Origin of the sequence: Klenkia sesuvii, from assembly GCF_037083825.1 — a bacterium.
Lineage (GTDB): Bacteria > Actinomycetota > Actinomycetes > Mycobacteriales > Geodermatophilaceae > Klenkia > Klenkia sesuvii.
Genome location: NZ_JBAPLU010000007.1, coordinates 174,248 through 188,595, shown reverse-complemented (window position 1 = coordinate 188,595; position 14,348 = coordinate 174,248). Strand labels below are relative to the sequence as shown.

At 74.9% G+C, this 14,348-nt stretch carries 11 protein-coding genes; 7 read left to right on the top strand and 4 right to left on the bottom strand.

What is annotated here, in order from left to right; all coding sequences use genetic code 11:
• Nucleotides 1–9: 9 nt before the first annotated feature.
• The 3 genes from lpdA (at nucleotide 10) to TEK04_RS09385 (ending at nucleotide 4,373) form a co-directional block, all read left to right on the top strand.
• Nucleotides 10–1,389, top strand: a complete 1,380-nt coding sequence (gene lpdA, locus TEK04_RS09395) for a dihydrolipoyl dehydrogenase (protein ID WP_336404073.1) — start codon at nucleotides 10–12, stop codon at nucleotides 1,387–1,389.
• A 37-nt stretch (nucleotides 1,390–1,426) separates the two neighbouring features.
• Nucleotides 1,427–3,343 carry a 2-oxoglutarate dehydrogenase, E2 component, dihydrolipoamide succinyltransferase gene (gene sucB / locus TEK04_RS09390; RefSeq protein WP_336404072.1) on the top strand — a complete coding sequence of 639 codons (1,917 nt, stop codon included), beginning with the start codon at nucleotides 1,427–1,429 and terminating at the stop codon, nucleotides 3,341–3,343.
• A gap of 124 nt (nucleotides 3,344–3,467) precedes the next feature.
• Nucleotides 3,468–4,373 carry a TIGR01777 family oxidoreductase gene (locus TEK04_RS09385; protein WP_336404071.1) on the top strand — a complete coding sequence of 302 codons (906 nt, stop codon included), beginning with the start codon at nucleotides 3,468–3,470 and terminating at the stop codon, nucleotides 4,371–4,373.
• 13 nt (nucleotides 4,374–4,386) lie between these two features.
• Here the strand turns inward: TEK04_RS09385 and TEK04_RS09380 are convergent, their stop codons facing one another.
• On the bottom strand, nucleotides 4,387–6,123 hold the full coding sequence (locus TEK04_RS09380) for a protein kinase domain-containing protein (RefSeq protein WP_336404070.1): 1,737 nt from the start codon (nucleotides 6,121–6,123) through the stop codon (nucleotides 4,387–4,389).
• A gap of 110 nt (nucleotides 6,124–6,233) precedes the next feature.
• On the opposite strand from TEK04_RS09380, the gene TEK04_RS09375 reads away from it, so the two are divergent.
• Genes TEK04_RS09375 through TEK04_RS09365 form a run of 3 tightly spaced genes read left to right on the top strand, consistent with a single transcriptional unit; the run spans nucleotide 6,234 to nucleotide 8,625 of the window.
• On the top strand, nucleotides 6,234–7,469 hold the full coding sequence (locus tag TEK04_RS09375) for a protoporphyrinogen/coproporphyrinogen oxidase (RefSeq protein WP_336404069.1): 1,236 nt from the start codon (nucleotides 6,234–6,236) through the stop codon (nucleotides 7,467–7,469).
• 41 nt (nucleotides 7,470–7,510) lie between these two features.
• Nucleotides 7,511–8,200: a lipoyl(octanoyl) transferase LipB gene (gene lipB / locus TEK04_RS09370; protein WP_336404068.1), complete on the top strand. Its 690-nt coding sequence runs from the start codon at nucleotides 7,511–7,513 to the stop codon at nucleotides 8,198–8,200.
• Complete coding sequence (locus tag TEK04_RS09365) at nucleotides 8,197–8,625, top strand: PPOX class F420-dependent oxidoreductase (protein ID WP_336404067.1); 429 nt, start codon at nucleotides 8,197–8,199, stop codon at nucleotides 8,623–8,625. The genes lipB and TEK04_RS09365 overlap by 4 nt, the downstream gene beginning before the upstream one ends.
• Before the next feature lie 114 nt (nucleotides 8,626–8,739).
• Here TEK04_RS09365 and leuS read toward each other — a convergent pair whose 3' ends face one another.
• Together leuS and TEK04_RS09355 are read right to left on the bottom strand one after the other, a co-directional pair.
• On the bottom strand, nucleotides 8,740–11,631 hold the full coding sequence (leuS, locus tag TEK04_RS09360; RefSeq protein ID WP_336404066.1) for a leucine--tRNA ligase: 2,892 nt from the start codon (nucleotides 11,629–11,631) through the stop codon (nucleotides 8,740–8,742).
• A 98-nt stretch (nucleotides 11,632–11,729) separates the two neighbouring features.
• The gene (locus tag TEK04_RS09355) at nucleotides 11,730–12,680 is read right to left on the bottom strand and encodes a helix-turn-helix transcriptional regulator (RefSeq protein ID WP_336404065.1); all 951 of its coding nucleotides are present in this window, start codon (nucleotides 12,678–12,680) and stop codon (nucleotides 11,730–11,732) included.
• A gap of 62 nt (nucleotides 12,681–12,742) precedes the next feature.
• Here TEK04_RS09355 and TEK04_RS09350 point away from each other — a divergent pair, with 62 nt between their 5' ends.
• The gene (locus TEK04_RS09350) at nucleotides 12,743–13,324 is read left to right on the top strand and encodes a TIGR03086 family metal-binding protein (protein WP_336404064.1); all 582 of its coding nucleotides are present in this window, start codon (nucleotides 12,743–12,745) and stop codon (nucleotides 13,322–13,324) included.
• Between the two features lie 3 nt (nucleotides 13,325–13,327).
• Here the strand turns inward: TEK04_RS09350 and TEK04_RS09345 are convergent, their stop codons facing one another.
• Nucleotides 13,328–14,257 carry an LLM class F420-dependent oxidoreductase gene (locus tag TEK04_RS09345; RefSeq protein ID WP_336404063.1) on the bottom strand — a complete coding sequence of 310 codons (930 nt, stop codon included), beginning with the start codon at nucleotides 14,255–14,257 and terminating at the stop codon, nucleotides 13,328–13,330.
• Nucleotides 14,258–14,348: the final 91 nt, after the last annotated feature.

Here is a 14,348-nt window from a genome sequence, read left to right as displayed (position 1 = left end):
GGAGAACCTGTGAGCGCACCCGCCCAGACCGCCGACCTCGTCATCCTGGGAGGTGGCTCGGGTGGCTACGCCGCCGCGCTCCGCGGCGCCGAGCTCGGGCTGTCGGTCGTGCTGATCGAGAAGGACAAGGTCGGCGGCACCTGCCTGCACCGGGGCTGCATCCCCACCAAGGCCCTGCTGCACGCCGCGGAGGTGGCCGACTCCGCCCGCGAGGGCGAGCAGTTCGGCGTCAAGACCTCGCTGGCCGGCATCGACATGGCCGGGGTGAACGAGTACAAGGGCGGGGTCACTGCCAAGCTCTACAAGGGCCTGCAGGGCCTGATCAAGAGCCGCAAGATCACCTACGTCGAGGGTGAGGGCACGCTCGTCTCCCCGACCGCCGTGGCCGTGGGCGACACCACCTACGAGGGCAAGCACGTGCTGCTGGCCACCGGTTCCTACGCCCGCAGCCTGCCCGGCATCGACATCAACGGCAGCACGGTCATCACCAGCGACCAAGCCCTCGAGCTCGAGCGCGTCCCCAGCTCCGTGATCATCCTCGGCGGCGGCGTCATCGGCTGCGAGTTCGCCAGCGTGTGGAAGTCCTTCGGCGCCGACGTCACCATCATCGAGGGCCTGCCCCACCTCGTGCCGCTGGAGGACGAGGCCTCGTCCAAGCTGCTCGAGCGCGCCTACCGTCGTCGCAAGATCGACTTCTCGCTGGGCAGCCGGGTCGCCAAGGTGACCCCGGGTGAGGACGGCGTGACCGTCGACCTGGAGAACGGCAAGTCCTACTCCGCCGAGATCGTGCTGGTGGCTGTGGGCCGTGGGCCGGTCAGCGCCGGCCTGGGCTACGAGGAGGCCGGGGTCGCCATGGAGCGCGGCTTCGTGCTCGTCGACGAGTACATGCAGACCAACGTGCCCACCATCTCCGCCGTCGGTGACCTGGTGCCCACCCTGCAGCTGGCCCACGTCGGCTTCGGCGAGGGCATCCTCGTGGCCGAGCGGCTGGCCGGGTTGCCCGTCGTCCCGATCGACTACGCCGGTGTCCCCCGGGTCACCTACTCCGAGCCCGAGGTGGCCTCGGTCGGCCTCACCGAGGCGCAGGCCAAGGAGAAGTTCGGCGAGGTCGAGGTCGTGAACTACGACCTGGGCGGCAACGGCAAGAGCCAGATCCTCAAGACCTCCGGTGCGGTCAAGCTGGTGCGCGCCAAGGACGGCCCCGTCGTCGGCGTGCACATGGTCGGCAGCCGGGTCGGCGAGCTCGTGGCCGAGGCCCAGCTCATCTACAACTGGGAGGCCCTGCCCGACGAGGTGGCCTCCCTCATCCACCCGCACCCCACGCAGAGCGAGGCGGTCGGCGAGGCGCACCTCGCGTTGGCCGGCAAGCCGCTGCACTCGCACAGCTGATCCCCCACCACCCCTGACCTGAGGAGAACTGCGCTCGATGCCGACGTCCGTCACCATGCCCGCCCTGGGCGAGAGCGTCACCGAGGGCACCGTCACCCGCTGGCTCAAGGCCGAGGGCGACACCGTCGAGGTCGACGAGCCCTTGCTCGAGGTCTCCACCGACAAGGTCGACACGGAGATCCCCTCGCCCGCCGCCGGCGTGCTGACCACGATCGTCGTGGCCGAGGACGAGACCGTCGAGGTCGGTGCCGAGCTGGCGATCATCGGCGGGGAGGGTGAGGGCGGTGGCTCCTCGGCCCCGGCCGAGGAGCCCGCCGAGGCCGAGCAGCCCGCCGAGGCCGAGCAGCCCGCCGAGGCCGAGGCCCCCGCCGAGCCCGACCCGGCCCCGCAGGAGCAGGCGCAGGCCCCCACTTCGGGCGGTCAGGACGGCGGCTCGGGCGGCGGTTCGGGTGAGGGCACCCCGGTGACCATGCCGGCCCTGGGCGAGAGCGTCACCGAGGGCACCGTCACCCGCTGGCTCAAGGCCGAGGGCGACACCGTCGAGGTCGACGAGCCCCTGCTCGAGGTCTCCACGGACAAGGTCGACACCGAGATCCCCTCGCCCGCGGCGGGCACGCTCACGAAGATCCTGGTCGGGGAGGACGAGACCGTCGACGTCGGCGCGCAGCTGGCCGCCATCGGCGGCGGCACGGGCGGTGGGTCCGCGCCGGCCGAGCAGGCCCCGGCCGCGCAGGAGCCGGAGCAGCAGGAGCCGCAGCAGCAGGAGCCGCAGCAGCAGGAGCCGGAGGCGAAGCAGGCGGAGGCCCAGCCGACCCCGGTCGAGGCCGAGACCGACAACTCCACCCCGGGCGGCGACTACGGCTCCAGCGGTGCGCTGCCCGCCGGCTCGCCCACGTCGCAGCCGGCTCCGCAGGTGGCTCCCCAGGCGCCCGCCGCGTCGTCCGCGGGCGGGTCGTCCGCCGGGTCGTCGACGCCGAGCGGTGACGGCGGCGGCGCCTACGTGACGCCGCTGGTGCGCCGCCTGGCCGCCGAGCACGGGGTCGACCTGTCGTCGATCTCGGGTACCGGGGTGGGCGGGCGGATCCGCAAGCAGGACGTCCTCGCCGCGGCCGAGCAGGCCGCGCCCGCGGCGGCCCCCCAGTCGGCTCCGCAGGCTTCGGCTCCGCAGGCGTCGGCTCCGCAGGGGGCCGAGCCGCAGGGTCGGGCACCCGCGGCCGCGCCCAGCCCGCTGCGCGGCCGCACCGAGAAGCTGTCCCGGCTGCGCCGGGTCATCGCCGAGCGCATGGTGGAGTCCCTGCAGGTCAGCGCGCAGCTGACCACGGTCGTCGAGGTCGACGTCACGCGCATCGCCACCCTGCGCAACCAGGTCAAGAACGACTTCGCCGCCCGCGAGGGCGTCAAGCTGTCGTTCCTGCCCTTCTTCGCCAAGGCCTCGATCGAGGCCCTCAAGGTGCACCCCACCGTGAACTCCTCGATCGACATGGAGGCCGGGACCGTCACCTACCACGACGCCGAGAACCTCGGCGTCGCGGTGGACACCGAGCGGGGTCTGCTCGTCCCGGTCATCCGGGACGGCGGTGACCTGAGCCTGGCCGGCATCGCCCGCAAGATCGCCGACCTGGCCGAGCGCACCCGCACCAACAAGGTCACCCCCGACGAGCTCGGCGGTGGCACCTTCACGCTGACCAACACCGGCAGCCGCGGCGCCCTCTTCGACACGCCGATCATCAACCAGCCCCAGGTCGCCATCCTGGGCACCGGTTCGGTCGTCAAGCGTCCGGTCGTCGTGCAGGACGCCGAGCTCGGCGAGGTCGTCGCCGTGCGGTCGATGGTCTACCTGGCGCTGTCCTACGACCACCGCATCGTCGACGGCGCCGACGCCGCCCGGTTCCTGGTCACGGTGAAGGAGCGGCTCGAGGCCGGGCAGTTCCACGGGGAGCTCGGCCTCAGCTGAGCCCCGCGCAGCACCCCCACCTCGGGCCCCGGCGAGCACCGCCGGGGCCCGAGGTGTCGGCGGCCCCGGATGCGGGCACCACCGGCCCGCACACCCCCCCCACACCAGGAGGTCGGACCCGACCATGCAGATCGCGGTGACCGGTTCCTCCGGTCTGGTAGGCACCGAGCTCGTGTCGGCGCTGCGGGCCGACGGCCACGACGTCCGCCGGCTGGTCCGTCGGACGCCGCGCACGGCTGACGAGCACCGGTGGGACCCGGCCCACCACCAGCTCGACCCCGGCGTCCTGGCCGACGTCGACGCCGTGGTCAACCTGGCCGGCGTCGGCATCGGCGACAAGCGGTGGACCGAGCAGTACAAGCGTGAGGTGCTGGCCAGTCGGGTCGACAGCACCACCACCGTCAGCGCCGCCCTCGCGCAGGCCGCCGCGGCGGACCCCGGTCGACCACGGGTGCTGCTCTCGGCGTCGGCGGTCGGCTACTACGGCGACGGCGGGGACCGGGTGCTCGACGAGACCAGTCCGGCCGGCAAGGACTTCCTCGCCGACGTCTGCGTGCAGTGGGAGCAGGCCACCGCCCCCGCGGAGGCCGCGGGCGTGCGCGTGGCCCACCTGCGCACCGGGCTGGTGCTGGCCCGGGGTGGCCTGATGGCCAAGATCCGGCCGCTGTTCGCCCTCGGGCTCGGTGGCAAGCTGGGCTCGGGGAAGCAGTGGTGGCCCTGGATCAGCCTGCGCGACGAGGTCGACGCCATCCGGTTCCTGCTCGACGCCGACGTCGCGGGCCCGGTGGACCTCACCGGCCCCGAGCCGGTCACGAACGCCGCGTTCACCGAGGCCCTGGGCCGGGTGCTGCACCGGCCCACCGTGCTGCCGGTACCCGGCTTCGCGCTGTCGGTGGTGCTGGGCGAGTTCGCCGAGCTCGGAGTGCTGGCCGGGCAACGTGCCCTCCCCCGGGTGCTGCTGGAGTCAGGCTTCAGCTTCACCCACGGCGACGTGGAGTCAGCGCTGCGCTGGGCGGTCGGGGCGCGCTGACCGTCGTCGCCGGTCACGGGCCGAACGCGGCGGAGGCGATGCGCCAGCCCGACGGCGTGGCCTGCACCGTCATCACCACCGCGCGCGGACCGCGGGCGGCCACCGCGTACCGGCCGCCCGCACCGACGACGTCGTAGCCGGGCACCTGGTCGGTCAGCAGCAGCTGCACCCCACCGGCCACCGGTGCGACCTCGTCGACGGAGACCACCTGCGGTGCGAACCCCTCGAGGTGCTGCCCGGCCGCGGCGAGCTGGGCCATCCGCTCGGCGTCCACGTCGGCCAGCGCGCAGCCCGGGGCGTAGACGTCGGCCAACCACTCGGACCGGCCCGCGTCGAACGCCGCCGCCCGGCGGCCGTAGAGCTGCCCGACCACGACCGCCCAGCCGGCGGCGTCGTCCGGCGCCTGCGGGGTGTCCGCCGCAGGCCCCGGCGAGGGCACCTCGGTGCCGGACGGCGCAGCGCTGGTCGGCGTGGCGCCGGACGGCGTGGCGCTGCCGGGCGCGCGGGTCCCCCCGGTGGCCGGGGCGGTGCCGGTCGGCTGACCGGTCGGCTGGTCGGTCGGCACGGCGCCCGAACCGCTGCCGGTCGCATCGCCGACCGGTTGCGTGCGAGCCGCCGGCACCGGGCCCGCGTCGTGTGCACCCCACTGCACCCCGACCCACACCGCGGACAGCACCCCGACGGCGACGGCCAGGGCGGCTCCGGCCCGGCGGAGCAGCGGGCCGGCGACCCCCACCGCACCCCGGGCCCGCTGCGCCCGGTCGACCACCCCGGACCGGAGGGCGGCGCCGGCCCGGGCGGGCCACCCGCCGCTCGGCGGCGCGGCATGGGCGCGCGACGCCCGGCGCACCTGGTGGGTCAGCTCGGTGCGGGCGACGTGGTCGGTGCGGTGCAGCTCGGCGACGTCGACACCGGGTGCGGGCAGGGCGATGCGCTCGGGCCGGCAGGCGTGCCGCAGGTCGAGCGCGAACTCCGCCGCGGTGCCGCGCAGGTGGGGGTGGGGGGACAGCCCGCGCTCGACCACGGCGACGAGGGCGGCGGGTGCCTCGGGTGCGAGCAGCCCGAGGTCGGGCACCTGTCCGGCCGCGGCCACGGCGAGGGTGTTGCCCGGGCCGGCGGCGTTCCACGGGGGGATGCCGGTGAGGGCGTGGAACGCAGCCGCCGCGACGCCGAACACGTCGGAGGCCGGACCCGCGGCACCACCGCGGGCCACGACGGGGTCGACGTAGGGCGGGGTGACCTCGCCGTGGTCGGGTTCGCCCACGAGGCGCGCCACCCCGAGGTCGGTGAGGACGGGGCGCCCCTCGGCGGTCAGCACGACGTTGCCGGGTGAGACGTCGCCGTGGACGACGCCGCGCTGGTGCACGTGGGCCAGCGCGGCCGCCACCGGCGCGACCGCCGTGACCACCTCTCCCGGTCGCAGCCGCCCGCGGGCGGCCAGCAGGCGCGCCAGGCTGCCGCCGGCGAGCAGGTCCAGCACCAGGGCCACCTGCTCCCCGTCGGGGGTGCGGCGACGCACCACCTCGAGCAGCCGGACCAGGTGCGGGTGGTCGAGCTCGGCCAGCAGCGCTGCTTCCCGCACCTGCCGCTCGGGGTCGCCGCGCAGCAGCACCTTGACCGCGACCGGCGGCCCGCTCCCCCGCGGGCGGGCCCGCCAGACCTCACCGGTGCCACCGCGTCCCAGCAGCTCCTCCAGCACGTAGCCGGGCACGACCGGGCAGCGTCGACGCGCAGGGGCGGGGTGGGCCATGGCCCCGACGCTAGGGCCGCCGACGGCCCGCACCCGGGTTGTCCACAGGTCGGACCCGGCCCACGGGCGCACACCGGGTCGCTGTCGGTGGATCGGCATAGGTTCTGCCCATGACGTTGCCGGCGCGGGTCGAGGTCGTGGTCGTGGGGGCCGGGCTGGCCGGGTTGTCGGCGGCCACCCGGCTGGCCACGGCCGGCCGTGACGTCCACCTGGTCGAGGCCGCCGACCACCCCGGCGGGCGGCTGCGCACCGAGCGGGTCGACGGCTTCGTGGTCGACCGCGGCTTCCAGGTGCTCAACACGGGCTACCCGCGGGTCGCCGCCGACCTCGACCTCGACGCGTTGGACCTCGGCTGGTTCTGGACCGGTGCCGTCCTGCGGGTCGACGGGCGGGCGCACCGGGTGGTCGACCCCCGCCGCCACCCCTCCGCGGTGCTCGACACGGTGCGGGCGCCGCTCGGCTCGCTGCTGCAGGAGGCCGCCATCGGCGCGTTCTCGGTCCGGGCCGGGTACCTGCCGGTGCACCGGCTGCTGGCCGCCCCGGAGCACTCCGCCGAGCAGGCCCTGCGCCGCGCACACGTGGGCGACGAGGCCGTCGAGCGCTTCTTCCGCCCCTTCCTCTCCGGGGTGCTCCTGGAGTCCGAGCTGGCCACCTCCAGCCGCTACCTGGACCTGGTGTGGCGCAGCTTCGTGCGCGGCCGCATCGGCCTGCCCGCCCAGGGCATGCAGTCCGTCGGGGAGCAGCTGGCCGCCCGGCTGCCGGCGCACGCCCGGCACCTGGGCACCGAGGTCACCGCGGTGACCGGCGCGGGTGTGGTGACCTCGAGCGGGTCCACCCGCGCCGACGCCGTGGTGGTCGCCACCGACCCGGGGACCGCGGCACGGTTGCTGCCGACGGTCGAGGCCTCGGCCCCCCGGCAGGTCACCACGCACCTGCACGTGCTGCCCGCCTCGCCGTGGTGCGAGCCGCTGGTCGTGCTCGGCGAGCCGGGCGGGCGGCTGGTCAACAGCGTGGTGGTCAGCGACGCCCAACCCGCCTACAGCCCCGACGCCCGGGCCCTGGTGGCGAGCTCCACGCTGGCCACCACGACCGAGCACCAGGTGCGGGACGAGGTCGCCCGGTCCCACGGGGTGACCACCGGCGACCTCGAGCACCTCACCACGGTCACGGTGCCCGGCGCGCAACCCGCGGCGCTGCCGCCGCTGCAGCACCGTCGCCCCGTCGACCTGGGTGAGGGTCTCTTCGTGTGCGGCGACCACCGCGACACCCCGTCCATCCAGGGCGCCATGGCCAGCGGCGCCCGCACCGCCCGCGCCGTCCTCACCCACCTCGGACGACGGGCATGACCGGGGTCGGGCCGGGTGGCACAGGGCCTACGCTCGGGGGCATGGGCGAGCTGCAGGTGGTGCGGGCGGGACGGGTCGACTACCAGGAGGCCTGGGACCGTCAGCGCGCACTCCACGCGGCCGTCGTCGACGGCACCGGCCCCGAGACCATGCTGCTGCTCGAGCACCCGCCGACGTACACCGCGGGCAAGCGCACCGAGCCGCACGAGCGCCCGCAGGACGGCACACCGGTGGTCGACGTCGACCGCGGCGGCAAGATCACCTGGCACGGCCCTGGTCAGCTCGTCGGCTACCCCATCGTGCGACTGCCGGGCCAGCTCGACGTCGTCGCCCACGTGCGCCGCCTGGAGACCGCCCTCATCGCGGCCTGCGCGCACTTCGGCGTGCACACCGAGCAGGTCGAGGGCCGCAGCGGCGCGTGGGTGCGCGCCGATTCCCGCGGACCGGACCGCAAGATCGCCGCCATCGGTGTCCGGGTCGCCCGCGGGGTGACGATGCACGGCTTCGCGCTCAACTGCGACCCCGACCTCGCGGCGGGGTTCGGCGGCATCATCCCGTGCGGCATCGTCGACGCCGGCGTGACGTCGCTGTCGGCCGAACTCGGCCGCGACGTCACCGTCGCCGAGGTCATCGACACCGTGGAGGCGGAGATGCGGGCGGTGCTGACGCCGGTGGCCGCCACCCCGGCCAGGGCGACGGCCGTCGACGCGCTGTCCGCCTGCGCGCAGTGACCGCCCTGCCGCAGAGCCGCTACGTCAGCCTCACCACCTTCCGGCGCTCGGGCGTCGCCGTCCCGACCCCCGTGTGGGCCGCCCCCATCCGGCCTCGTCCAGGGGCTCCACGCGAGCGTGGGAGCGGGGAGGAGGACGGGGGCCTCGACCTCGTCGTCTGGACGCGGGCCGACTCCGGCAAGGTGAAGCGCCTGCGGCACACCAGCCGGGTGACCGTCGCGCCGTGCGACGTCCGGGGCAACCTGCTGGGCGAGCCGGTCGAGGCGCAGGCCCGCCTCCTCCCGCCCGAGGAGTGGACCACCGCCCTGCGCCCGCTGGCCCGCCGCTACGGGTGGCAGTGGTGGGTCACCTACGGCACCGGCCGGCTGGTGGGGCTGCTCCGCCGCCGCGAGCGCCGCGCGGTGATCCGCATCTCCCCCATTTGACCCGCCCCGTCGGCGTGGATCAGCTGGGTTCACCGGAGTCCGTCCTGGCTCACCGGCGCCGGTGAACCAGGACGGAGTTGGATCAGCCCAGCTGATCCATGCCGGGCGCCGGGGCTAGTTGGCGACGACGTTGACCAGGCGGCCGGGGACGGCGACCACCTTGCGCACCGTCTTGCCGACCAGCAGCTCCGCGATGCGTGGGTCGGCCAGCGCGGTGGACTCCAGGGCCGCGGCGTCGGCGTCGGCGGGGACGTCGAGCTGCGCCCGCACCTTGCCGTTGACCTGCACCGCGATCTGCACCGTGTCGTCGACCAGGTAGGCGGGGTCGGCGACCGGGAAGGGCGCCCAGGCCGAGGACCCGTCGTGGCCCAGTCGCGACCACAGCTCCTCGGCCAGGTGCGGGGCCAGCGGCGCGACCAGCAGGGTCAGCCACTCGCACACCTGGCGCGGCACCGGGCCGGACTGGCCGTACACCTGGGTCAGGTGGTTGGTCAGCTCGGTGGCCCGGGCGATGGCGATGTTGAACCGCAGCGTGGTCATGCCGTCGCGCACGCCGTCGACGGCCCGGTGCAGCGCCTTGAGCGTGTCCGTCCCGATCTCGACGTCGGCGGCCCGCACCTCGCCGGTCGACTCGTCGACGACGACCCGCCAGATGCGCTGCAGCAGCCGCTGCGACCCGACGACGGCCTTGGTCTCCCACGGGCGCGACTGCTCCAGCGGACCGGTCGACATCTCGTACACCCGGAAGGTGTCGGCGCCGTAGGCCCCGATCATCTCGTCGGGGGTCACCATGTTCTTCAGGCTCTTGCCGATCTTCCCGTACTCACGGTTGACCGGCTGCCCCTCGAAGAAGAACGCCCCGTCCTTCTCCACGACGTCGGCCGCGGGCACGTAGAAGCCGCGCGCGTCGGTGTAGGCGTAGGCCGAGATGTAGCCCTGGTTGACCAGCCGGCGGAACGGCTCCTCCGACGACACGTGGCCCAGGTCGAACAGCACCTTGTGCCAGAACCGGGCGTACAGCAGGTGCAGCACCGCGTGCTCGACGCCGCCCACGTACAGGTCGACACCACCGACGTCGCCCTCGCCGCGCGGGCCCATCCAGTAGGACTCCAGCTCGGGGTCGACGAAGCGGGTGTCGTCGGAGGGGTCCAGGTAGCGCAGGTAGTACCAGCACGACCCGGCCCAGTTGGGCATCGTGTTGGTCTCGCGGCGGTAGCGGCGCGGTCCGTCACCCAGGTCCAGCTCCACCGTCGTCCACTCCGTGGCCCGCGACAGCGGGGGCTCCGGCGAGGACGTCGCGTCGTCGTCGGCGAAGGTCTTCGGCGAGTAGTCGTCGACGTCGGGCAGCAGCACCGGCAGCTGCTCGGCGGGGACGGCGACCGGCAGGTCGGCGTCCGGGCCGTCGACGGCGTACACCACCGGGAACGGCTCGCCCCAATAGCGCTGCCGGCTGAACAGCCAGTCCCGCAGCTTGTACGTGGTGGTGGCCTCGCCGTGGCCGTGCGCGACCAGCCAGTCGGTGACCGCCGCGATGGCCGCGGCCTTGTCCAGCCCGTCCAGCTGCACGTGCTCGTTCGAGCTGTTGATCATCGGGCCGGTGCCGGTGTACGCGCCGCCCTGGAAGCCCTCCGGCGGCTGCACCGTGCGGACGACGGGCAGGCCGAACACCTCGGCGAACTCGAAGTCGCGGGTGTCCTCGCCGGGCACCGCCATGATCGCGCCGGTGCCGTAGCCGGTCAGCACGTAGTCGGCGACGAACACCGGCAGCTCGCGGCCGGTCAGCGGGTTGGTGGCGTACGAGCCGGTGAACACGCCGGTCTTCTCCCGGCCCTCGGCCTGCCGGTCCAGCTCGGAGCGGCGCGAGGCCTGCAGCTGGTAGGCCGCGATCGCCTCGGCGGGGGTCGCGGCGCCGCCGGTCCAGCGCGGGTCGGTGCCCTCGGGCCAGGCCTCGGCGGTCAGCGAGTCGACCAGCGGGTGCTCGGGGGCCAGCACCAGGTAGGTGGCGCCGAACAGGGTGTCGGGCCGGGTGGTGAAGACCTCGACGTCGCCGAAGCGCACGCGAGCACCGGTCGAGCGACCGATCCAGTTGCGCTGCATCTGCTTCAGCGAGTCCGACCAGTCCAGCCGGTCCAGGTCGGCCAGCAGCCGCTCGGAGTAGGCGGTGATGCGCATCATCCACTGGGTCAGCGGACGCCGGAAGACCGGGAAGTTGCCGCGCTCGGAGCGGCCGTCGGCGGTGACCTCCTCGTTGGAGAGCACCGTGCCCAGCCCGGGGCACCAGTTGACCGGCGCCTGGTTCAGGTAGGCCAGCCGGTGCGCGTCGACGACCCGGCGCCGCGCCACGTCGTCCAGCTCGGACCAGGTGCGCCCGTCGGGCAGGGTGCCGGGGGCGGGCTGCCGGGTGCCGGCGTCCAGCTCGGTGACCAGCTCCTCGATCGGGCGGGCCCTGCCGGCCACGTCGTCGAACCAGGCGCCGAAGATCTGCGTGAAGATCCACTGCGTCCACTTGTAGTAGCCCGGGTCGATGGTGGCGAAGGTGCGGCGGCGGTCGTGGTCGACGCCCAGCCGGCGCAGCTGCGCGGAGATGGCCGCGATGTTGGCCTCGGTGGTCACCCGCGGGTGCTGGCCGGTCTGCACGGCGTACTGCTCGGCGGGCAGGCCGAAGGCGTCGTAGCCCATCGGGTGCAGCACGTTGTGGCCGTCCATGCGCAGGAACCGGCTGGTGACGTCGGTGCCCAGGTAGCCCAGGGGGTGCCCGACGTGCAGCCCCGCGCCCGAGGGGTAGGGGAACATGTCCATCAGGAAGGCCTTGGGCCGGTCGGCCACCCGGTCGAACCCCTCGCCCAGCGGACCCGTCGGGTTGGGCGTGTGGAACGTGCCCTCGGCCTCCCAGCGGTCCTGCCATGCCAGCTCGATCTGCTGCGCCAGCTCCGGGGTGTACCGGTGCGGGGGGACGGTCTCGCTCATCGTCTTCGGCTCCTGGGTGTCGCTGCCGGTGGTGGGCATGAAAAAACCCCTCACGCAGGAGGGGTCGCCGTGCTGACGTGCGGGGAGCTGGTCAGCACGGCCTCGGAAGGAGCAGGCCACCGGTCACGCCGGGGAGGTTACCCCGCAGCCGGTGCCGAGCCGTAGAGGGAATGCAGCTCCGCGGCCAGCCGGGCCAGCTGGGCGCGGGCCGCGGGGTCGGCGAACTCGACGCGGGCACCGAACCCGGCCAGCTCCAGCGCCACCACCTCGGGCACCGGGCCGAGCACGACGACCGGTACCCGGCCGTCGTCCCCCGGCTCGCCCACCTCGGCCAGCCGGTGGGCGAGCAGGGCGCGCAACCGCGGCAGGACGGCGGGGTCGACCACCGCCCGGGTGCGCTCGACCACCCGCTGCTGCTCGAACTCACCGCGCCGTCCGGCCCAGGCGCGGCGCAGGTCGAAGCCCTCAGGACGGCGGGCCGGGGCCCCGGTGGGCCGCACGTCGACGACCCGGTCGAGCCGGAAGGTCCGTTCCCCGGCAGCCGTGCCGGCCAGCAGGTACCAGCGGCCGTCCTTGTTCACCAGCCCGAGCGGGTCCGCCGGCCGGGTGCTCGCGGCCCCCCGGCTGCGGTAGTCGAGCTCGACCTGCTCGCCGTCGACGACCGCGCGCAGCAGCACCGGCAGGGACGGCGGCTCCGGTGCCGGGTCGGCGCCCCACGACGCGGCGTCGACCAGGACGGCGTCCGCGGCCCGCTCGGCGTCGGCCCGCCACTGCGCGGGCAGTGCGGCCAGCAGCTTGCGCAGCCCCGCCCGGGCCGCCGGGGTGTCGCCCACCGCGGTGCCGAGGAACAACGCCCGCGCCTCGCCCTCGGTCAGCCCGGTCAGGTCGGTGCGGGCCCCGCCCACCAGCGACCAGCCGCCACCCCTGCCTGCGGTGCTGTAGACCGGCACCCCGGCCAGGGCCAGCGCCTCGAGGTCGCGGCGGGCGGTGCGCGGGGAGATCTCCAGCTCGGAGGCCACCTGACCGGCGGTCACCGTGCCCCGGCGCTGCAGGAGCAGCAGGACGGCGATCAAGCGGTCGGCGCGCACGTCGGGGATTCTGCTCGCAGAAGCGGTCAGAGGGTGGCCACTTCACCCGCGATGGTGGGTGCATGACCGACACCGACCCCCGCCCCGCCTTCACCGCCGCCGTCCACGCCGCCCTCCCGGTGGCCCAGCACGTGCCGGCCGACGACCTGCACCGGCCCACCCCCTGCGCGGAGTTCGACGTGGCCACGCTGCGCGGCCACCTCCTGGCCGTCCTCCGCCGGGTGGCCCACGTCGGCCGCGGCGGCGCGCCGTTCGAACTGCCGCACGTCACCACCGACGTCCCCGACGTCGACGCCGCGCTGACCGACGCCGCCGACGACGCCCTCGCCGTCTGGTCCGACCCCGACCTGCTCGACCGCACCCTGACCCACCCGGCCGGCCCGATGCCCGGTCGCGCGCTGCTGGCCACCTACACCGGCGAGGTGCTCACCCACGCCTGGGACCTCGGCGTCGCCCTCGGCCGTCGGGTCGAGGTGGCCGACGAGGTGGTGGCCGCCGGGGCGGCGCCGTCCCGACGGATCCTCCCGCCGGGGGTCCGCCCCGCCGAGTTCCCGTTCGGCGACGAGGTGCCCGCCCCGGCCGACGCCACCCCGCTCGAGCAACTGGTGGCCTGGCTGGGCCGCGACCCCGGCTGGACCCCCTGACCGCTACCCGAGCTGCGGGGCCACCTCGGCGGCGACGAGGTCGAGGTGGTCCAGGTCGGCCAGGTCGAGCACCTGCAGGTAGACCCGGGTGGCCCCGGCCTCGGCGAACCGGCCCAGGGTGTCCACCGCCTGGGCCGGCGACCCGGCGACCCCGTTCGCCACCAGCTCGTCCAGGTCGCGGCCGATGGCCGCCGCCCGGCGGGTCAGCTCGGCGTCGGAGGCCCCGACGCAGAGCACCAGCGCGGAGCTGAGCGTCATGGTCGCCGGGTCGCGCCCGACGTCCGAGCAGGCCGTGCGCACCCGGTCGAAGAGCCCGGCCGCATCGGCGGCCGAGGTGAACGGGGTGTTGAACTCGCTGGCGTACCGCGCCGCCAGTGCCGGGGTGCGCTGCGCACCGCGTCCTCCGACGAGCACCGGGATGCCCCCGGCCTGGACCGGCTTGGGCAACGCCGGGGAGTCGGTGACCGTGTAGTGCTGACCGGCGAAGGAGAAGGTCTCCCCGACCGGCGTCGACCAGAGGCCGGTGACCACGGCCAGCTGCTCGGCGTACCGGTCGAACCGCTCGCCCAGCGCCGGGAACGGGATGCCGTACGCGGAGTGCTCGGCCTCTAACCACCCCGACCCCAGCCCGAGCTCGACCCGGCCGCCGCTCATCTGGTCCACCTGGGCCACCGAGATCGCCAGCGGCCCGGGCAGCCGGAAGGTACCGGCCGTCATGAGGGTGCCCAGCCGGATGGTGCTGGTCTCCCGCGCCAGGCCGGCGAGGGTGACCCATGCGTCGGTGGGGCCGGGCAGCCCGTCCCCGCCCATGGCCAGGTAGTGGTCGGAGCGGAAGAAGGCGTCGAACCCGGTCTCCTCGGCCCGGCGGGCCACGGCGAGCAGGTCGTCGTAGGTGGCGCCCTGCTGGGGCTCGGTGAACACGCGCAGCTGCATGCGGCCAGGCTGGCAGGTCCGGCACCGCGCCGCAGGTCACACCCTCGGGAGTTCAGGGTGTGGGCAGCCCACGTTGCGGGCAGGATGGCCG